At 66.9% G+C, this 16,408-nt stretch carries 14 protein-coding genes; 6 read left to right on the top strand and 8 right to left on the bottom strand.

What is annotated here, in order from left to right:
* Positions 1 to 20: 20 nt before the first annotated feature.
* Positions 21 to 2,363: a DUF1989 domain-containing protein gene (locus ACFOMF_RS17095; RefSeq protein WP_386367141.1), complete on the top strand. Its 2,343-nt coding sequence runs from the start codon at positions 21 to 23 to the stop codon at positions 2,361 to 2,363.
* 134 nt (positions 2,364 to 2,497) lie between these two features.
* Here ACFOMF_RS17095 and crp read toward each other — a convergent pair whose 3' ends face one another.
* Complete coding sequence (gene crp, locus ACFOMF_RS17100; protein WP_386367143.1) at positions 2,498 to 3,142, bottom strand: cAMP-activated global transcriptional regulator CRP; 645 nt, start codon at positions 3,140 to 3,142, stop codon at positions 2,498 to 2,500.
* A 209-nt stretch (positions 3,143 to 3,351) separates the two neighbouring features.
* On the opposite strand from crp, the gene ACFOMF_RS17105 reads away from it, so the two are divergent.
* Together ACFOMF_RS17105 and speD are read left to right on the top strand one after the other, a co-directional pair.
* On the top strand, positions 3,352 to 3,774 hold the full coding sequence (locus tag ACFOMF_RS17105; protein ID WP_386367144.1) for an OsmC family protein: 423 nt from the start codon (positions 3,352 to 3,354) through the stop codon (positions 3,772 to 3,774).
* 230 nt (positions 3,775 to 4,004) lie between these two features.
* A complete protein-coding gene (speD, locus tag ACFOMF_RS17110) occupies positions 4,005 to 4,799 on the top strand; it encodes an adenosylmethionine decarboxylase (protein WP_386367178.1) in 795 nt (264 codons plus the stop codon).
* A 646-nt stretch (positions 4,800 to 5,445) separates the two neighbouring features.
* On the opposite strand, the gene coq7 is transcribed toward speD, so the two are convergent.
* The 7 genes from coq7 to cra are packed head-to-tail and all read right to left on the bottom strand — an operon-like array spanning position 5,446 to position 9,851.
* Entirely contained in the window at positions 5,446 to 6,093 is a 648-nt protein-coding gene (coq7, locus tag ACFOMF_RS17115; protein WP_386367146.1) for a 2-polyprenyl-3-methyl-6-methoxy-1,4-benzoquinone monooxygenase, read from the bottom strand.
* 50 nt (positions 6,094 to 6,143) lie between these two features.
* Positions 6,144 to 6,485, bottom strand: coding sequence for a histidine triad nucleotide-binding protein (locus ACFOMF_RS17120; protein ID WP_386367148.1), 342 nt, complete (start codon positions 6,483 to 6,485; stop codon positions 6,144 to 6,146).
* A 58-nt stretch (positions 6,486 to 6,543) separates the two neighbouring features.
* Positions 6,544 to 7,113 carry a DUF4136 domain-containing protein gene (locus ACFOMF_RS17125; protein ID WP_386367150.1) on the bottom strand — a complete coding sequence of 190 codons (570 nt, stop codon included), beginning with the start codon at positions 7,111 to 7,113 and terminating at the stop codon, positions 6,544 to 6,546.
* 26 nt (positions 7,114 to 7,139) lie between these two features.
* Entirely contained in the window at positions 7,140 to 7,721 is a 582-nt protein-coding gene (locus ACFOMF_RS17130; protein ID WP_386367152.1) for a DUF4136 domain-containing protein, read from the bottom strand.
* Between the two features lie 16 nt (positions 7,722 to 7,737).
* A complete protein-coding gene (locus ACFOMF_RS17135) occupies positions 7,738 to 8,487 on the bottom strand; it encodes a methyltransferase domain-containing protein (RefSeq protein ID WP_386367154.1) in 750 nt (249 codons plus the stop codon).
* Positions 8,484 to 8,789 (bottom strand): nucleotide pyrophosphohydrolase, encoded by a 306-nt coding sequence (locus tag ACFOMF_RS17140; RefSeq protein ID WP_386367156.1) that lies wholly within the window; start codon positions 8,787 to 8,789, stop codon positions 8,484 to 8,486. Before ACFOMF_RS17140 ends, ACFOMF_RS17135 begins: the two co-directional genes overlap by 4 nt.
* Positions 8,790 to 8,849: 60 nt before the next feature.
* A complete protein-coding gene (gene cra, locus ACFOMF_RS17145) occupies positions 8,850 to 9,851 on the bottom strand; it encodes a catabolite repressor/activator (protein WP_386367158.1) in 1,002 nt (333 codons plus the stop codon).
* Between the two features lie 172 nt (positions 9,852 to 10,023).
* On the opposite strand from cra, the gene ptsP reads away from it, so the two are divergent.
* The 3 genes from ptsP to ACFOMF_RS17160 are packed head-to-tail and all read left to right on the top strand — an operon-like array spanning position 10,024 to position 15,582.
* The gene (ptsP, locus tag ACFOMF_RS17150; RefSeq protein ID WP_386367160.1) at positions 10,024 to 12,900 is read left to right on the top strand and encodes a phosphoenolpyruvate--protein phosphotransferase; all 2,877 of its coding nucleotides are present in this window, start codon (positions 10,024 to 10,026) and stop codon (positions 12,898 to 12,900) included.
* Positions 12,900 to 13,829: a 1-phosphofructokinase gene (gene pfkB / locus ACFOMF_RS17155; protein ID WP_386367162.1), complete on the top strand. Its 930-nt coding sequence runs from the start codon at positions 12,900 to 12,902 to the stop codon at positions 13,827 to 13,829. Before ptsP ends, pfkB begins: the two co-directional genes overlap by 1 nt.
* Before the next feature lie 10 nt (positions 13,830 to 13,839).
* Entirely contained in the window at positions 13,840 to 15,582 is a 1,743-nt protein-coding gene (locus ACFOMF_RS17160) for a PTS fructose-like transporter subunit IIB (RefSeq protein WP_386367164.1), read from the top strand.
* Positions 15,583 to 16,408: the final 826 nt, after the last annotated feature.

Below are 16,408 nucleotides of genomic sequence, written 5' to 3' on the forward strand. Positions count from 1 at the left end.
AGTCCAGCGGAGCCCCAGTTATGAACCTGCCCACCATCTCACGCCCGCGCGAACCGGCCCTGTTCGCCCGGGCGGCGGACCGCGAGCGCTACCGGGTCGCCCCGGGAGGCCTGACCGTGGTCGCCCTCGACCCCGGCGACGGGCTCACCGTGGTCGACATCGAAGGCCGCCAGCCGGCACAGCTGCTGGCCTTCGATGTCGACGGCCGGCTGGCGCTCGGCGGGCTCGGCCTGGTCGCCGCGCCGGGTGCCACCTTCATTTCCAGTGCCCTGGCGCGCGACGGTCGCGAAACCGCGCATCTTCGCCAGGGACTCGCCCGGCGCGGCATCGACCTGTGCCGGTTGCCCGAGGCGGCCTCGCTCTGGCCTGAGGAAACCCCGGCCGGTCACCGGCTGCGGCTCACGGCCACCGAAGCGCTGCTGGTGATCCTGGCCGCCCCCGGTGAGACGAGCCCGGTATTCAGCCAGTTTCGCGCCAGCGAACTGCGCCTGCTGATCGAGCGGGCCAACCCTGCAAGGGTCTGGACGCCACCTTTGCCCACGCCGCTGGGCGAGGTGGTGGACGAGTTCACCATCAACCCCGGCACCGCCCGTGACTACCTGGTCAAAGCCGGTCAGTACATCCAGATCCTCGACGTCGCCGGGCGCCAGTGCTCGGACTTCGTCGCCTTCGACCGGCGCGGGCTGGATGCCGGTCGCGAAATCGATCTCGATCCGACCGTCACCCGTACCCTCAACGGCAACGCCTATCCGGGACCGGGGCTGTTCAGCAAGTTTTTCGACCGCGACCTGCAACCGATGCTGGAAGTGGTACGCGATACCGTCGGCCGTCACGACACCTTCGCCCTGGCCTGCACCGCCCGCTACTACGAGTCGCAAGGCTATTTCGGTCACGCCAACTGCAGCAGCAACATCAGTCGCGCGCTGGCCGGCCACGGCGTCGGCCCGCGGGCCGGTTGGCCGGCGATCAACTTCTTCTACAACACCGGTATCGATGCCCATCAGCAACTGACCCTGGACGAACCCTGGTCGCGCCCGGGCGATTACGTATTGCTGCGCGCCATGACCGATCTGGTCTGCGCCAGCAGCTCCTGCCCCGACGACATCGATCCGGCAAACGGCTGGCAGCCCACCGACATCCACATCCGCGTCTATTCCGAAAAGGAGCGCTTCAGTATCGCCATGGCCACTCGTCAAACGCCCGATGCCGACCCGGTGCTGACCCGGGAGACCGGCTTTCACCCCGACACCAGTCAACTCACCGGCAATTTCACCGACTACCGCGGCTGGTGGCTGCCGACCCGGTTCAACGGCTTTGGCACCATCGAGGAATACCACGGCTGTCGCGAGCGGGTGGCGGTCATGGACCTGACGGCGCTGCGCAAGTTCGAGGTGCTCGGTCCCGACGCCGAGGCGCTGTTGAACTACTGCCTGACCCGCGACGTGCGCAAGCTCGCCATCGGTCAGGTGGTCTACAGCGCCATGTGCTACGAGCACGGCGGCATGCTCGACGATGGCACGCTGCTGCGCCTGGGCCAGGATGCTTTCCGCTGGATCTGCGGCGAGGACTATGCCGGCGTCTGGCTGCGCGAGCAGGCCGAGAAGCTGGGCATGAAGGTGTGGATCAAGTCCGCCACCGATCAGATCCACAACATCGCCGTGCAGGGCCCGCTCAGTCGTGAATTGCTCAAGCAGATGATCTGGACCCCTGGCACCCAGCCGAAGCTCGAAGCGCTGGGCTGGTTCCGCTTCCTGGTCGGCCGCCTCGACGACTACAACGGTCCGCCGCTGATGGTCTCGCGCACCGGCTACACCGGCGAGCTGGGTTACGAAATCTGGTGCCACCCGGACGATGCGCACGGGGTCTGGAGCCGTTTGTGGCAATTGGGCGAACCCATGGGGCTGGTGCCGCTGGGCCTGGAAGCGCTGGACATGCTGCGCATCGAGGCCGGGTTGGTGTTCGCTGGCTACGAGTTCTGCGACCAGACCGACCCCTTCGAGGCGGGCATCGGCTTTACCGTGCCGCTCAAGAGCAAGGACGTGGATTTCATCGGCCGCGACGCGCTGCTGCGGCGCAAGGAGCATCCACAACGCAAGCTGGTGGGCCTGGAACTCCAGGGCAACGAGCCGGCCGCCCATGGCGATTGCGTGCACGATGGCCGCGCGCAGATCGGCGTAGTGACCAGCGCCACCCGCTCGCCGCTGCTGGGCAAGAACATCGCCCTGTGCCGGTTGGCGGTCGATTACTGCGAGCCAGGCACGCGAGTGGAAATCGGCAAGGTGGACGGTCACCAGAAGCGCATCGAGGCGATCGTGGTCGCACCGATCTTCTTCGACCCGGAAAAGACCCGCGTCCGCGCCTGACGACTTGTCCGGGGGCTGGTTTGTCGGATTACGCTTCGCTAATCCGACCTACGGGCGGAGTGGCGTCTGGTTTGTCGGATCACGCGTTCGCTGATCCGACCTACGACCTTACCGCTAACCGTACTGCGATGCGTCTACCGGGTGCCGAACACCACCATGGTCTTGCCCTTGACGTTCACCAGGCCTTGTTCTTCGAGGCTCTTGAGGACGCGGCCGACCATTTCGCGGGAGCAGCCGACGATGCGGCCGATTTCCTGGCGGGTGATCTTGATCTGCATGCCGTCGGGATGGGTCATGGCGTCGGGTTGCTTGCACAGGTCCAGCAGGGTCCGGGCGACCCGTCCGGTGACATCGAGAAAAGCCAGGTCACCCACCTTGCGAGTGGTGTTGCGCAGGCGTTCGGCCATCTGCCGACCCAGAGCGTAGACGATCTCCGGCTCCTGCTGGGTCAGCTCGCGAAACTTGGCATAGCTGATCTCGGCCACTTCACATTCGGTCTTGGCGCGCACCCAGGCGCTGCGCTCCTGGTCGGCCTCCTCGGCGTCGAACAGGCCCATCTCGCCAAAGAAATCGCCCGCGTTGAGGTAGGCGATGATCATCTCACGGCCGTCATCATCCTCGATAAGGATGGTGACGGAGCCCTTGATGATGAAGAACAGGGATTCGCAGCGATCGCCCGCATAAATGATGGTGCTTTTGGAGGAAAAGCGGCGGCGGTGGCAGTGAGCAATCAGCTTGTCGATGTTCTTTATCTTGGGCGGGAGGGTAGTGGCGACCATGTAAAGGAGATCCGTTTTATTGGCGTTTCTGGAGGAGGGCTCTGTCCTTGAAGCAAGCTTCGAGCCATTCGAGCTTAGCAGAGAATGGCGCGTCACTATAGATTGCCCCGGTCGCTCAGCGCAGCCTTGATCCAGGGCAGCTGCAGCCGAGTTCACAGAAATCGCGTGATACACTCGGCGGCTTTCCAGGCACCAGCGGAGTTCTTGCGATGAAGGCGCGCATTCAGTGGGCGGGCGAGGCCATGTTTCTGGCCGAATCGGGCAGTGGTCACACTGTGGTGATGGACGGCCCGCCGGAAATGGGCGGGCGCAACCTGGGCGTACGGCCGATGGAAATGGTGCTGATCGGCCTCGGTGGCTGCAGCAGTTTCGATGTGGTCAACATCCTGAAAAAATCCCGTCAGCCAGTCGAAAGCTGCGAAGCCTTCCTCGAAGCCGAACGCGCCGAGCAGGAACCCAAGGTGTTTACGCGTATTCATCTGCATTTCGTGGTGAAGGGCCGTGGGCTCAAGGATGCCCAGGTCAAGCGCGCGGTCGACCTTTCCGCGGAGAAATACTGCTCGGCCTCGATCATGCTCGCCCGCGGTGGCGTCGAGATTACCCACGACTATGAGATCGTGGAACCCGGCTGATCTGTCGAAAAGGGCCTGCGGCGAGCGGGTCGGCCCGGCATCGGGGACACTGGCGAATCGGTCGGGTGATCTGCATAATGCGCAGCCCGCTCGCCGGGGCCTTCTATTCCAGACGCATACATCCAGAATCGCCGAATGCGAAGAGGTGTTCATCGCCCTACGCAGCTATTGCCATGGCTGACGGGCAGGCTCAACCACGCGGCAGAGCCGCTTCGAGAGAGTTTCCAATGGTGAAAAGCAAACTCAAGCTCCATGGGTTCAACAACCTGACCAAGACCCTGAGCTTCAATATCTACGACATCTGCTATGCGGAAACGCCCGAAGACCAGCAGGCCTACGTCGAGTACATCGACCAGGAATACGATGCCGAGCGGCTGACCCAGATCCTGACCGATGTGGTGGACATCATTGGGGCGAACATCCTCAATATCGCGCGCCAGGACTACGAGCCGCAGGGTGCCAGCGTCACCATCCTCATCTCGGAGCAACCGGTAACGCCGACCGACAGCCAGATCGAGGAGTCGCCGGGCCCTCTGCCCGAGACCATCCTTGCGCACCTGGACAAGAGCCACATCACCGTCCACACCTATCCGGAAATCCACCCCGATGACGGCATCGCGACCTTCCGCGTCGACATCGACGTGTCCACCTGCGGCGTGATCTCCCCGCTGAAGGCGCTGAACTACCTGATCCACCAGTTCGATTCCGACATCGTGACCGTGGACTATCGGGTGCGCGGCTTCACCCGTGACGTCGAAGGGCGCAAGCACTTCATCGACCACGAGATCAACTCGATCCAGAACTACCTCTCGGACGACACCCGCGAGGCGTACCAGATGACCGACGTCAACGTGTACCAGGAAAACCTGTTCCACACCAAGATGCTGCTCAAGGACTTCGAACTGGAAAACTACCTGTTCGGCGACGCCACCCGCACCCTGTCCCAGGAGCAGCGCAGCAAGGTCGAAGAGCGCCTCCGGCACGAAATGCTGGAAATCTTCTACGCCCGCAATATGCCGCGCTAGAGCGCGGTGCGCTGCGCTTGCAGATTGGATTGGCGCAGCATGATCCAACGTCGAGCTGTTCCCGTAGGTTGGATTAGCGAAGCGTAATCCAACGTGGGGCGAGCGCCTGAGAGGGGTGTGATGGTGTCGGATTACGCTGCGCTAATCCGACCTACGCTAATCCGACCTACGGCTGAACGAGGCGACGACGGGGCCACCATGGCCCCTGTCCCCGTAGGTTGGATTAGCGAAGCGTAATCCAACGTCGGGCGAGCGCCTGAGAGGGGTGTGACGGTGTCGGATTACGCTGCGCTAATCCGACCTACGCTAATCCGACCTACGGCTGAACGAGACGACGACGGGGCCACCATGGCCCCTGTCCCCGTAGGTTGGATTAGCGAAGCGTAATCCAACGTCGGGCGAGCGCCTGAGAGGGTGTGATGGTGTCGGATTACGCTGCGCTAATCCGACCTACGCTAATCCGACCTACGGCTGAACGAGGCGACGACGGGGCCACCATGGCCCCTGTCCCCGTAGGTTGGATTAGCGAAGCGTAATCCAACGGCTGGGCGAGCGCCTGAGCCTGAGAGGGTGTGATGGTGTCGGATTACGCTGCGCTAATCCGACCTACGCTAAATCCGACCTACGGCTGATCCGACCTGCACGGCTAAATCCTATAGGTCGCCTTGGTCATCACTTTCGACAGCATGCTCATTCCGAATTTGATCGGCCCGGGGAAGCGCAGGCCGCCGGCGGCAAGGGCGGCGGTGGCGTGGTGGGCTTCGTCGAGGCGCATCTGTTCAAGGATGGCGCGGGACTTTTCATCCACTGGCGGCAGCTGGCCGAGGTGGTCGTCGAGGTGCTTGCAGACCTGGTCTTCGGTGGCGGCGACGAACCCCAGGCTGATGCGGTCGCTGATCAGTCCGGCGCCAGCGCCAATGCCGAACGACAGCCCATAGAACAGCGGGTTGAGCACGCTGGTATGGCTACCCAACTGGTGGATGCGCTGTTCGCACCAGGCCAAGTGGTCGATCTCTTCATCGGCTGCATGGTCCATCGCCTCGCGGATTTCCTCCCGGCGAGCGGTGAGGGCCTGGCCCTGGTAGAGGCCCTGGGCACAGACCTCGCCGGTGTGGTTGATACGCATCAGGCCCGCCACATGGCGGCTTTCCGCTTCGGTGAGTTCCGCATCGGGCTTGGGGATGGCCGGGGACGGGCGCTGGGGTTGTCCGCTGAACGGCAGCAGCGTGCGCAGCGCGGCGTCGGCCTGCATCAGCACGCGGTCGGCGGGGGAGTAGTGACGGCGGGTGGACATGATCGTCTCCAGAGTTCGGGCCGGGGAGGTGGTCGGTGCGAGCGCGCCGATCAGCCCGGAGGCCAGTGCATCTGGCGCTGACCAAGGACATGCAGATGGATGTGATAGACGGTCTGGCCGCCCATCTCGTTGCAGTTCATCACCACCCGGAAGCCTTTCTCGCAGCCGAGTTCCTCGGCCAGCCGCTGGGCAGTGAACAGGATATGGCCGGCGAGCGCCTTGTCGTCCTGCTCCTGCAGGTCGTGCATGGTGGGGATGTGTTTTTTGGGAATCACCAGGAAATGCACCGGCGCCTGGGGCGCGATGTCGTGGAACGCCAGCACCTGGTCGTCTTCGTGGATGATTCGGGCCGGGATTTCTCCCGCCACGATCTTGCAGAACAGACAGTCCATGGACACGCTCTCCAATTGGCTCGACGGCAAAGTTTAGCAGGCGCGTCGCCGCCTTGCCTCACCGCGGCGGGTACTGCGAGAGGACCTGGCGGACCAGTTCACGGACCTCACCGGCGCGGTCGCTCGGGCTGAGCGTGCGGCTGGACACTACCTGGCTACTGCTGCCGCGCCATACGAGACGGTTGTCGCGGGTATCGATCAGGTCTATCTGCAGGGTTCCGACCTGATAATCGATGCTGCGGCTTTCGGCATACACTGGAGCGGCCATGTATCCGCCTCGCCACGGGTGACCCCAGGCAAAGCCGCTGCCGTAGTGGGTCACGATCTGATGCTGGCGGTCGTCGAGGATCATCCAGGCCTGCACCCTGAGGTCGGCGTCGGCGGTCTCGCCGGCCGGGCGCAGGCCACGCTGGTCGAGCTGCTCGGCCACCGCCTCGCGGATGCGCTGCTCGGTGAGGTCGCTCACCAGGCGTGCGTCGTCGGGCTGGTAGCGAAGCGGCGGCTCCTGCCAGCTCCAGCTGCGGTAGACGGAAAAGTCGCGGCTCTGGTCGTAGTCCAGTTGCTGGCGGGGCGACTGGCAGGCGGCGAGCAGGGCGATCAGGGGAATCAGAAGCAGACGTGCGTTCATGGCGTGCTCCAGCGATGAGCATGGGGTCAGCGTGGCGGATAATCGTCCAGCGCGCGCCGCAGGGCTTCGCGCAGGGCATCGGGATGGCTGCCGGTACTGCTGGCCTGGGTGCGCCACAGCGACTGGCCGTCCCCGGCATCGAACAGTTGCAGCTGCACGGCGGTGACCTGTTCGGTGTAGGTGCGCACCATGGGCCGCGAGGCGATCACGCCGAAGCGGTCGTAGCCGTAGTGACCGCCCCGGTGCAGGCCATGGCCGTAGTAGGGGTCGATACGGTCATGGACCTGGCGCTGACGGGTTTCCCGGCGGACGTCCACGGCGATTTCCAGGTCCCCGCGCTGACCGGCCGGTGCCGGGCGCAGGCCGCGTTGATCGAGCGCGCCGCTGACCATTTCGGCGACCTGCTCGGGTCCCAGTACGCCGCTGCCGGCCGGCGACGAGCGCCAGCTCCAGGAGCGGTAGCCCGAAAAGTCGGCCGCGGTTGCCGGGTAGGCCGTGGGCGCTGCGGAGGCGGCCGGCGGCGGTGTGGACGGGCCGTCATAGGGATTGACGCTCTGGCAACCGATCAACCAGAGCCCCGCGAAGCCCACGAGCAGACAGCGGTGCATGGGTCCTCCCGTCAGCCTATCGCGGCTGGCAGAGCCAGTGCAGATAACGCCCGAGCCCGGCGAAGGCGGGATGGCGGCGGTAGGCCAGCTCCATCTCCAGCAGTTGCTCGGGCACGGCGCGCGCCTGGAAGTCCGGCGGCATGTAGTCGTGAAACACCCGGACCCCACTAGTATGGGTGACCGCCCATTTCGGCGCGAGTTGCGTGGCCAGTTGACGAGGGTCGAGGGGGCGCTGGGGGGTCAGGCTTTGCCCTTCGCCGGCGAACAGCCCCTGGCTCACCTTCCTGAAATGCCCCTTGAGCAGGTTGCGGTAGATCAGCGCGTCGCGGTTGTAGAAGGCCAGCGACAGCCAGCCACCCTCGGCAGTCAGGCGCCGCAGCAGAGGCAGGATCGCCTCGGGTTCGGCCAGCCACTCGAGCACCGCATGGCAGGTCACCAGATCGAACGGACCTTGCACCTCGCCTTCCAGCGTCTGCCAGGGCGTCTGGATAAAGGTCGCATCGAGGCCGGCTTCGGCAAAGCGCGCGCGCGCGCCCTCAAGCATCGGCCCGGCCGGCTCGGCGAGGGTGACCTGATGGCCGCGCTCGGCCAGCCACAGGCTCATGTGGCCGAGGCCGGCGCCGATGTCCAGCACCCGCAGCGGGCGCTCAGGAAGGATTTCAGCCAGGTCGGCCTGCAATACCGCCAGGCGGATCGCGCCTTTGGCGCCGCCGTAGATCTTTTCTGCGAAGCGCACCGCCAGGGCATCGAAATGGCGATCCTTCATCGGGCGAAGCGCCGTTCGTTGTCGGCCAGCTTGGCTTGCAGCGCGGCATCCATGTCGATGCGCAGCTCGCCGCACAGCAGCGTCAGGTACATGAGGATGTCGGCGACTTCCTGGCCGACATGTTCGAGGCGCTCGGCTGGCAGCCTGCGCGACTCGTCCTCGCCCAGCCACTGGAAGATCTCCACCAGTTCGGCCATTTCCACGCTGGCGGCCATGGCCAGGTTCTTCGGGCTGTGAAAGCGCTGCCAGTCGTTCTGGTCGCGGATGGCATGCAGGCGTTGGGTGATCCGTTCAAGGTCCATGGTCGGGTCCGGCGAGGGAATCGGCGCAGCTTCGTCCAAGCCCGCGCAGACTGCAAGGCCTCAGCCCTGCGGCTCACCGCCGTGACGGCGATTGAGCACCCGCGCCACCGCCTGCACGCCTGGCTGGTAGTCGTCCCTTTCGACCGCTGCCAGTGCCGCCTGCAGGACGCGGTCGGCCAGTTCGCCGTGCTGCTGGGAGATGGCATTGACCGGCAGGGGCAGAAAATCAAGCAGCGGCGAGTCGCCAAAGGTCCCCAGGCGCAGCCCGGGGGGCCACAGCCGATGGCGTTCGCCGAGGGCATCGAAAACGCCTTCGAGCAGCACATAGGCCGTGGTCAGCAGCGCGTCGGGCATGTCCTCTTCGAGCAGCCTGCGCATCAGTGCGCGGCCGCCGTCGCGGCTGAATTGCGGCGCCTGCAGCAGGCTGACCCGGCCCGCAAAGCCGGCCAGCGCTTCGTCGAACCCCCGCTCGCGTTCGGTGCTGATGGGCAGCTCCGAGCGCGCGCCGAGCAGGGCGATATGGCGCGGCGGTGGTTCCAGCAGCGAGTGGGTGAGCTGGCGCGCGGCGAGGCGGTCATCGCTGACTACCGAGCAGAAGCGCACCGGGTCGAGGGTGCGGTCGACACCGATCACCGGCGTGCCCGAGGCGAGCAGGTCCGGATAGGTGGCGTCGTCTGCCGGCAGGCAGCTGGCCACCACCAGCGCATCGCAGCGCCGCGAGCGCAGCACCGCCAGCACCTGGCGCTCGCTGTCAGGGTCGTCGTCGGAGCTGGTGATGAGCAACTGATAGCCCTGCTGCCGGGCGCGCTGTTCGAGCAGCTTGGCCAGGCGCGCATAGCTGGGGTTTTCCAGGTCGGGAATGATCAGCCCCAGGGTGCGGGTCTGGCCGCGTCGTAGGCCGGCGGCCTGCTGGTCGGGCTGGAAGCGCTGCTCGCGCACCACGGCCATCACCCGCTCCACCGTGGCCGGGCTGATGCGCCGGCGCTCGGCCTGGCCGTTGACCACGTAGCTGGCGGTGGTCACCGAAACACCGGCCAGGCGGGCAATGTCGGTCAGCTTCACCCCTGGTCCTCCGTCGGAATAAATCACCTTTGCTATGGCCAGAGCCTACCTTATGTTGATAGCTTAGTGAAACGTTTCAGCAGTGCATTGGGCGGGCGTCGGGAACGGCAGTGGGTAGACGCAGTCAGCCCCTTTTCCAGCCCAGGCCCCCACCGACGCCAAGGAGAACCCCATGCTCGAATTGCTCCCGCCGCACATCCGCATGCACCAATCGGCACCCGACAAGGCGGCCGCGCTGACCTTGCTTGCCGAGGTGCTGGTGGCTGACGGGCTGGTCGCCGAGGGTTACCTGGATGGCTTGAAGGCCCGCGAGGCGCAGGGCTCGACCTACCTCGGCCAGGGGCTGGCGATACCCCACGGTACACCGGATACCCGCGAGCTGGTGCTCGATACCGGGGTGCGGCTGTTGCAGTTTCCCGACGGCGTGGACTGGGGCGAGGGGCAGCGGGTGTATCTGGCGATCGGCATCGCCGCGCGCTCGGACGAGCACCTGCAGGTGCTGCAGATGCTCACCCGTGCCCTTGGCGAGGCGGACCTGAGCCAGGCGTTGCAGGAGGCCGAGAGCCCCGAAGCGATTCTTGCGCTGCTCAAGGGCGCGCCCCAGGAGCTGGCGCTGGACAGCCAACTGATCGGTCTCGGCCTGCCGGTCGAAGACCTCGACGAACTCGCCTGGCAAGGTGTACGCCTGTTGCGTCGCGCCGAGTGCGTAGGCGCAGGTTTTGCCGCTCAGCTGCCACTGGATCAGGCGCTGCCGCTGGGCGACGGGCTCTGGTGGCTGAGCAGCGACAGGGGCGTGCTGCGTCCGGGGCTGGCCTTTGTTACCCCGCGCCAGCCGCTGATCCTCGATGGCCAGCCGCTGACCGGCCTGTTCTGCCTGGCCAGCATTGGCGAGGCCCATCGGCAGATGCTCGAACGGCTGTGCGACCTGCTCATCGAAGGCCGTGGCAGCGAACTCAGCCAGGCCAGCACCAGCCGCCAGGTGGTCGAGGCGCTGGGCGGCGAAACAGCTCCAGAGTGGCCCGCCGCCCGGGTGCCCCTGGCCAATGCCCACGGCCTGCATGCGCGGCCGGCCAAGGCCCTGGCGGAACTGGCCCAGTCGTTCGACGGACAGATCCGTGTGCGCCTGGCCGACAGCGACAGCCCCGGCGTGTCGGCCAGGAGCATGAGCAAGCTGCTGGTGCTCGGTGCCCAGCGAGGGCAGGTGCTGGAGTTTCTAGCCGAGCCGCAGATCGCCGCCGACGCCCTGCCGGCGCTGGTGGAAGCGGTAAGGGCCGGGCTCGGCGAAGCCGTCGATCCACTTCCGGAGGAGCCGGGGCTGGAACAACCGGCGGCTTCGTTGCCGCTGCAGGCGGACTCTTCCGCCCCGCAGTTGCAGCACGGTGACAAACTCCAGGCCGTGCCGGCCTCGCCGGGCATCGCCCTGGGTCCGGCGCTGGTTCGGATACCGATGAGCATGGACTACCCGGAACGGGCCGAATCGCCCGGGCATGAGCTGCAGCGCCTGGACGCTGCCCTCGATGAGGTGGTGGCCGACATCGGCGTGCTGATCGGCCAGAGCCAGGTGCAGAGCGTCCAAGACATCTTCACCACTCACCAGGCCATGCTGCGCGATCCCTCCCTGCGCGAGGACGTGCAGGCGCAGCTGGCCGGTGGCGCCAGTGCCGAGGCGGCCTGGGTCGAGGTGATCGAGAGCGCTGCCCGCCAGCAGGAGTCGTTGCACGACAAGTTGCTCGCCGAGCGCGCCGCCGACCTGCGCGACATCGGCCGCCGGGTGCTGGCCAGCCTCACCGGCGTGGAAGCGCAGCAGGCGCCAGACGAGCCCTACATCCTGGTGATGGACGAAGTGGCGCCTTCGGATGTGGCCAGCCTCAACCACCAGCGGGTCGCCGGCATTCTCACCGCCCGCGGCGGCGCCACCGCGCACAGCGCCATCATTGCCCGGGCGCTGGGGATCCCGGCGCTGGTCGGTGCGGGCGATGCGGTGCTCAGCCTGGCCCAGGGCACTCTGCTGCTGCTCGATGGCGAGCGCGGCGAGCTGCAGGTGTCGCCCAGCCCGGCCGATCGCGAACAGGCCCTGCGGGCGCGCGAGCAGCGCCAGGCACGCCAGCGCGACGCCGATGCGCGGCGTCTGGAGCCAGCGGTCACCCGCGACGGCCACGCGGTGGAAGTCGCCGCCAACCTCGGCGACGCAGGCGAGGCCCTGCAGGCGGTCGAGCTTGGCGCCGAAGGCGTCGGGCTGCTGCGCACCGAGCTGGTATTCATGAGCCATGCCCAGGCCCCGGGCCAGGCGACCCAGGAAACCGAATACCGACGGGTACTGGACGCCCTCGACGGCCGCCCGCTGGTGGTGCGCACCCTTGATGTCGGCGGCGACAAGCCGCTGGCATACCTGCCGATGCCGGCCGAGGAAAACCCCTTCCTTGGCGTGCGCGGCATTCGTCTGAGTTTGCAGCGCCCGGACATTTTCGAAGTGCAGCTGCGCGCGCTGCTGGCCTCGGCCCAGGATCGCCCGCTGCGGATCATGTTTCCCATGGTCGGCGGCATGGAGGAATGGCGCATGGCCAGGGCCATGGTCGATCGCCTGCTCTTGGAGATGCCGGTGGCCGATCTGCAGGTGGGGATCATGGTCGAGGTGCCCTCGGCGGCGCTGATCGCCCCGGTGCTGGCGCGCGAGGTGGATTTCTTCAGCATCGGCACCAACGACCTCACCCAGTACACCCTGGCCATCGACCGTGGCCATCCCACCCTGTCCGGCCAGGCTGACGGCCTGCATCCGGCCGTGCTGCGGCTGATCGACATGACCGTTCGCGCCGCCCATGCCGAGGGCAAGTGGGTGGGCGTCTGTGGCGAGCTGGCCGCCGATCAGTTGGCGGTGCCGCTGCTGCTGGGGCTCGGGGTGGACGAGCTGAGCGTGTCGGCGCGCAGCATTGCGCTGGTCAAGGCGCGGGTGCGCGAGCTGGCCTTCGCCGAATGCCAGGCGCTGGCGCAGCAGGCGCTGGCGTTGCCCGGTGCGCATGAGGTGCGCGCCTTTGTCACGGAGCACTGCTGATGGCCAGGATTCTCACCCTCACCCTCAACCCGGCGCTGGATCTGACCCTGCGCCTGCCGGCGCTGCGCCTGGGCGAGGTCAACCGCAGCGAGGCGCTGAATCTGCAGGCCGCGGGCAAGGGGCTGAACGTCGCCCAGGTGCTCGGCGACCTTGGCCACCAGCTCACCGTCAGCGGCTTTCTCGGCGGCGCCAACCCCCAGGCCTTCGAGGCGCTGTTTGCCGCCCGGCACTTCATCGACCGCTTCATTCGTGTGCCCGGGCAGACCCGCAGCAACATCAAGCTGGCCGAAGCCGGCGGGCGGGTGACCGATGTCAACGGTCCCGGCCTGCAGATTCCCGCCACTGCGCGTGACCGTCTGCTGGAAGAGCTGCCCGGGTTGCTCACCGGCCAGGACGCCGTGGTGGTCGCTGGCAGCCTGCCGCAGGGCTTCGGCCTGGTCGATTTCGCCGAACTGCTGGCGCGCATCAAGGCCAGCGGCGTGCCCCTGGTGCTCGACACCAGTGGCGCGGCGCTGCGTGAAGGGTTGCGCGCCCAGCCCTGGCTGGCCAAGCCCAACGAGACGGAACTGGCCGAGATCGGCAGCGGCGGCCCCTGGATGGAGCAAGCCCGCGCGCTGCAGGCCGCTGGCGTAACCCACTTGGTGGTTTCGCGCGGCGCCGAGGGCGTCGCCTGGTTTGCCCCGGACGGACTCTGGCAGGCGACCCCGCCCCCGGTGCCGGTGGTGAGCACCGTGGGCGCGGGCGACTCGCTGGTCGCCGGCCTGCTCCACGGACTGCTCGAAGGCTGGCCCGCCGAGCGCACCCTGCGGCAGGCCACCGCCATCGCCGCCCAGGCGGTAGGACAGATCGCCTTTGGCATCACCGATCCCGACGCGCTCCGGCAATTGCAGAGCCAGGTGCGCATCGAGGCGCCGGCCCAAAACAAGTAGAGGTTGAAGGATGAAGGTTCTGATTGTCACCGCCTGCCCCAGCGGCATGGTCACCAGCGTGCTCACCTCGCGCCTGCTGGAGGCGGCTGCGCTGCGCCTGGGCTGGTCGCCGCGCGTCGAAGTGCATGATCCCAGGGCCATCGGCTCACCGCTGACCGCGGAGGACATCCAGGCGGCCGAGCTCGTGGTGGTGGTCAAGACCGGGCCGTTGGCGCTGGAGCGTTTCGTCGGCAAGCGCCTGGTGCAATCGACCCCGGCCGAAGCGCTGCGCGATCCCGATGCCTTCCTGCGTCAGGCCGCCGAACAGGCCCGGGTGCTGGAATCGGTCGAGCCGGCAGCCGAGGCCACCGGTGACGGCCCACGCCGGCTGGTCGCCATCACGGCCTGCCCGACCGGGGTGGCGCACACCTTCATGGCGGCCGAGGCGTTGCAGACCGCGGCGGTCAAGCTCGGCTATCAGCTGAAGGTGGAAACCCGCGGTTCGGTGGGGGCCCGCAACCTGCTGGAGGCCGAGGACATCGCCGCGGCGGATGCCGTGCTGCTGGCCACCGACATCGAGGTGGACACCAGCCGTTTCGCCGGCAAGCGGGTCTATCGCTGCGGCACCGGCGTCGCCCTCAAGCAACCGGAGGCCACCCTGGAGAAGGCGCTGAGCGAAGGTCGGCTGCTGGGCGCGGAGGGCGCGGCGCCGGCCGAGTCCGGCGAGGCGAAAGGGGAAAAGGCCGGGGTCTACAAGCACCTGCTCACCGGCGTGTCCTACATGCTGCCGATGGTGGTGGCGGGCGGCCTGCTGATCGCCCTGTCGTTCGTCTTCGGCATCGAGGCCTATCAGGAAGAGGGCACCCTGGCCGCCGCGCTGATGCAGATCGGTGGCGAAACGGCCTTCCAGCTGATGGTCCCGCTGCTGGCCGGCTACATCGCCTATTCCATCGCCGATCGGCCAGGGCTGGCGCCGGGCATGATCGGCGGGCTGCTCGCCGGCACCCTGGGCGCCGGCTTCTTCGGCGGCATCATCGCCGGCTTCGTCGCCGGCTACAGCGCCAAGGCCATCACCCGCTGGGTGCCACTGCCGGCGAGCATCGAATCGCTCAAGCCGATCCTCATCATCCCCTTGCTGGCCAGCCTGTTCACCGGCCTGGTGATGATCTACCTGGTCGGCACCCCGGTCGCCGGCATGCTCGCCGGGCTGACGACCTTTCTCGACAACATGGGCACCACCAACGCCGTGCTGCTCGGGCTGGTGCTGGGCACCATGATGTGCGTCGACTTGGGCGGGCCGATCAACAAGGCCGCCTATGCCTTCTCGGTCGGGCTGCTCGCCTCGCAGAGTTACGGCCCCATGGCCGCGACCATGGCCGCCGGCATGGTGCCGCCCATCGGCATGGGCATCGCCAGCCTGCTGGCCCGCCACAAGTTCGCCCAGACCGAACGCGAAGCGGGCAAGGCGGCGCTGGTGCTCGGCGGCTGCTTCATCTCCGAAGGCGCCATCCCCTTTGCCGCCAAGGACCCGCTGCGAGTCATCCCCGCCTGCATCGTCGGCGGCGCACTCACCGGCGCCCTGGTGATGGCCTTCGGCTGCCGCCTGCTGGCGCCCCACGGCGGCTTTTTCGTCCTGCTCATCCCCAACGCCATCAACAAACCGCTGCTCTACCTCTTCGCCATCCTCGCCGGCAGCCTCGTCACCGGCATCATCTACGCCCTGCTCAAGCGGCCTGAGAAACAGAACCTGCTGGTGGAGGCCAAGGCGGGGTAGGGAGCCGGAGGGATTAGAAAATCCGGGACATAGGAAATCCGGGACAGACCCCTGATGCACCCGGTCGCCAAAGCCCACCCGCCCCGTAGGAGCGAGCTCGCTCGCGAATGGCCGGTGCGGCGCCGAAGCTCCAGGGTGGTCTGGCCGTCCGCTTTCGCGAGCGAGCTCGCTCCTACGAAAGCGGTCCGAAGCTCACCCGGCTGGCAAGGTACCCACCCCAGCTGCAGAAAATCCGGGAGACCGGAAATCGGGGCAGACCCCGATTTTACCCGGACGTCAAAGGCCACCCGCCTTGTAGGAGCGAGCTCGCTCGCGAATGGCTGGCGCGGCACCGAGGGGGAAATCCGGGACAGACCCCTGATGCACCCGGTCGCCAAAGCCCACCCGCCCCGTAGGAGCGAGCTTGCTCGCGAATGGCTGGCGCGGCACCGAGGCTCTGGTGTCGTCTGGGAGTCCGCTTTCGCGAGCAAGCTCGCTCCTACGAAAGCGGTGCGAAGCTCACCCGGGGGGCAAGGAACCCACCCCAGCTGCAGAAAATCCGGGAGACCGGAAATCGGGGCAGACCCCGATTTTACCCGGACGTCAAAGCCCACCCGCCCCATAGGAGCGAGCTTGCTCGCGAATGGCCGGTGCGGCGCCGAAGCTCCAGGGTGGTCTGGCCGTCCGCTTTCGCGAGCGAGCTCGCTCCTACGAAAGCGGTGCTAAGCTCACCCGGCTGGCAAGGAACCCACCCCAGCTGCAGAGAATCCGGGAGACCGGAAATCGGGGCAGACCCCGATTTTACCCGGACGTCAAAGCCCACCCGCCCCGTAGGAGCGAGCTTGCT

The sequence above is a fragment of the Stutzerimonas tarimensis genome, assembly GCF_042648805.1.
Lineage (GTDB): Bacteria > Pseudomonadota > Gammaproteobacteria > Pseudomonadales > Pseudomonadaceae > Azomonas > Azomonas tarimensis.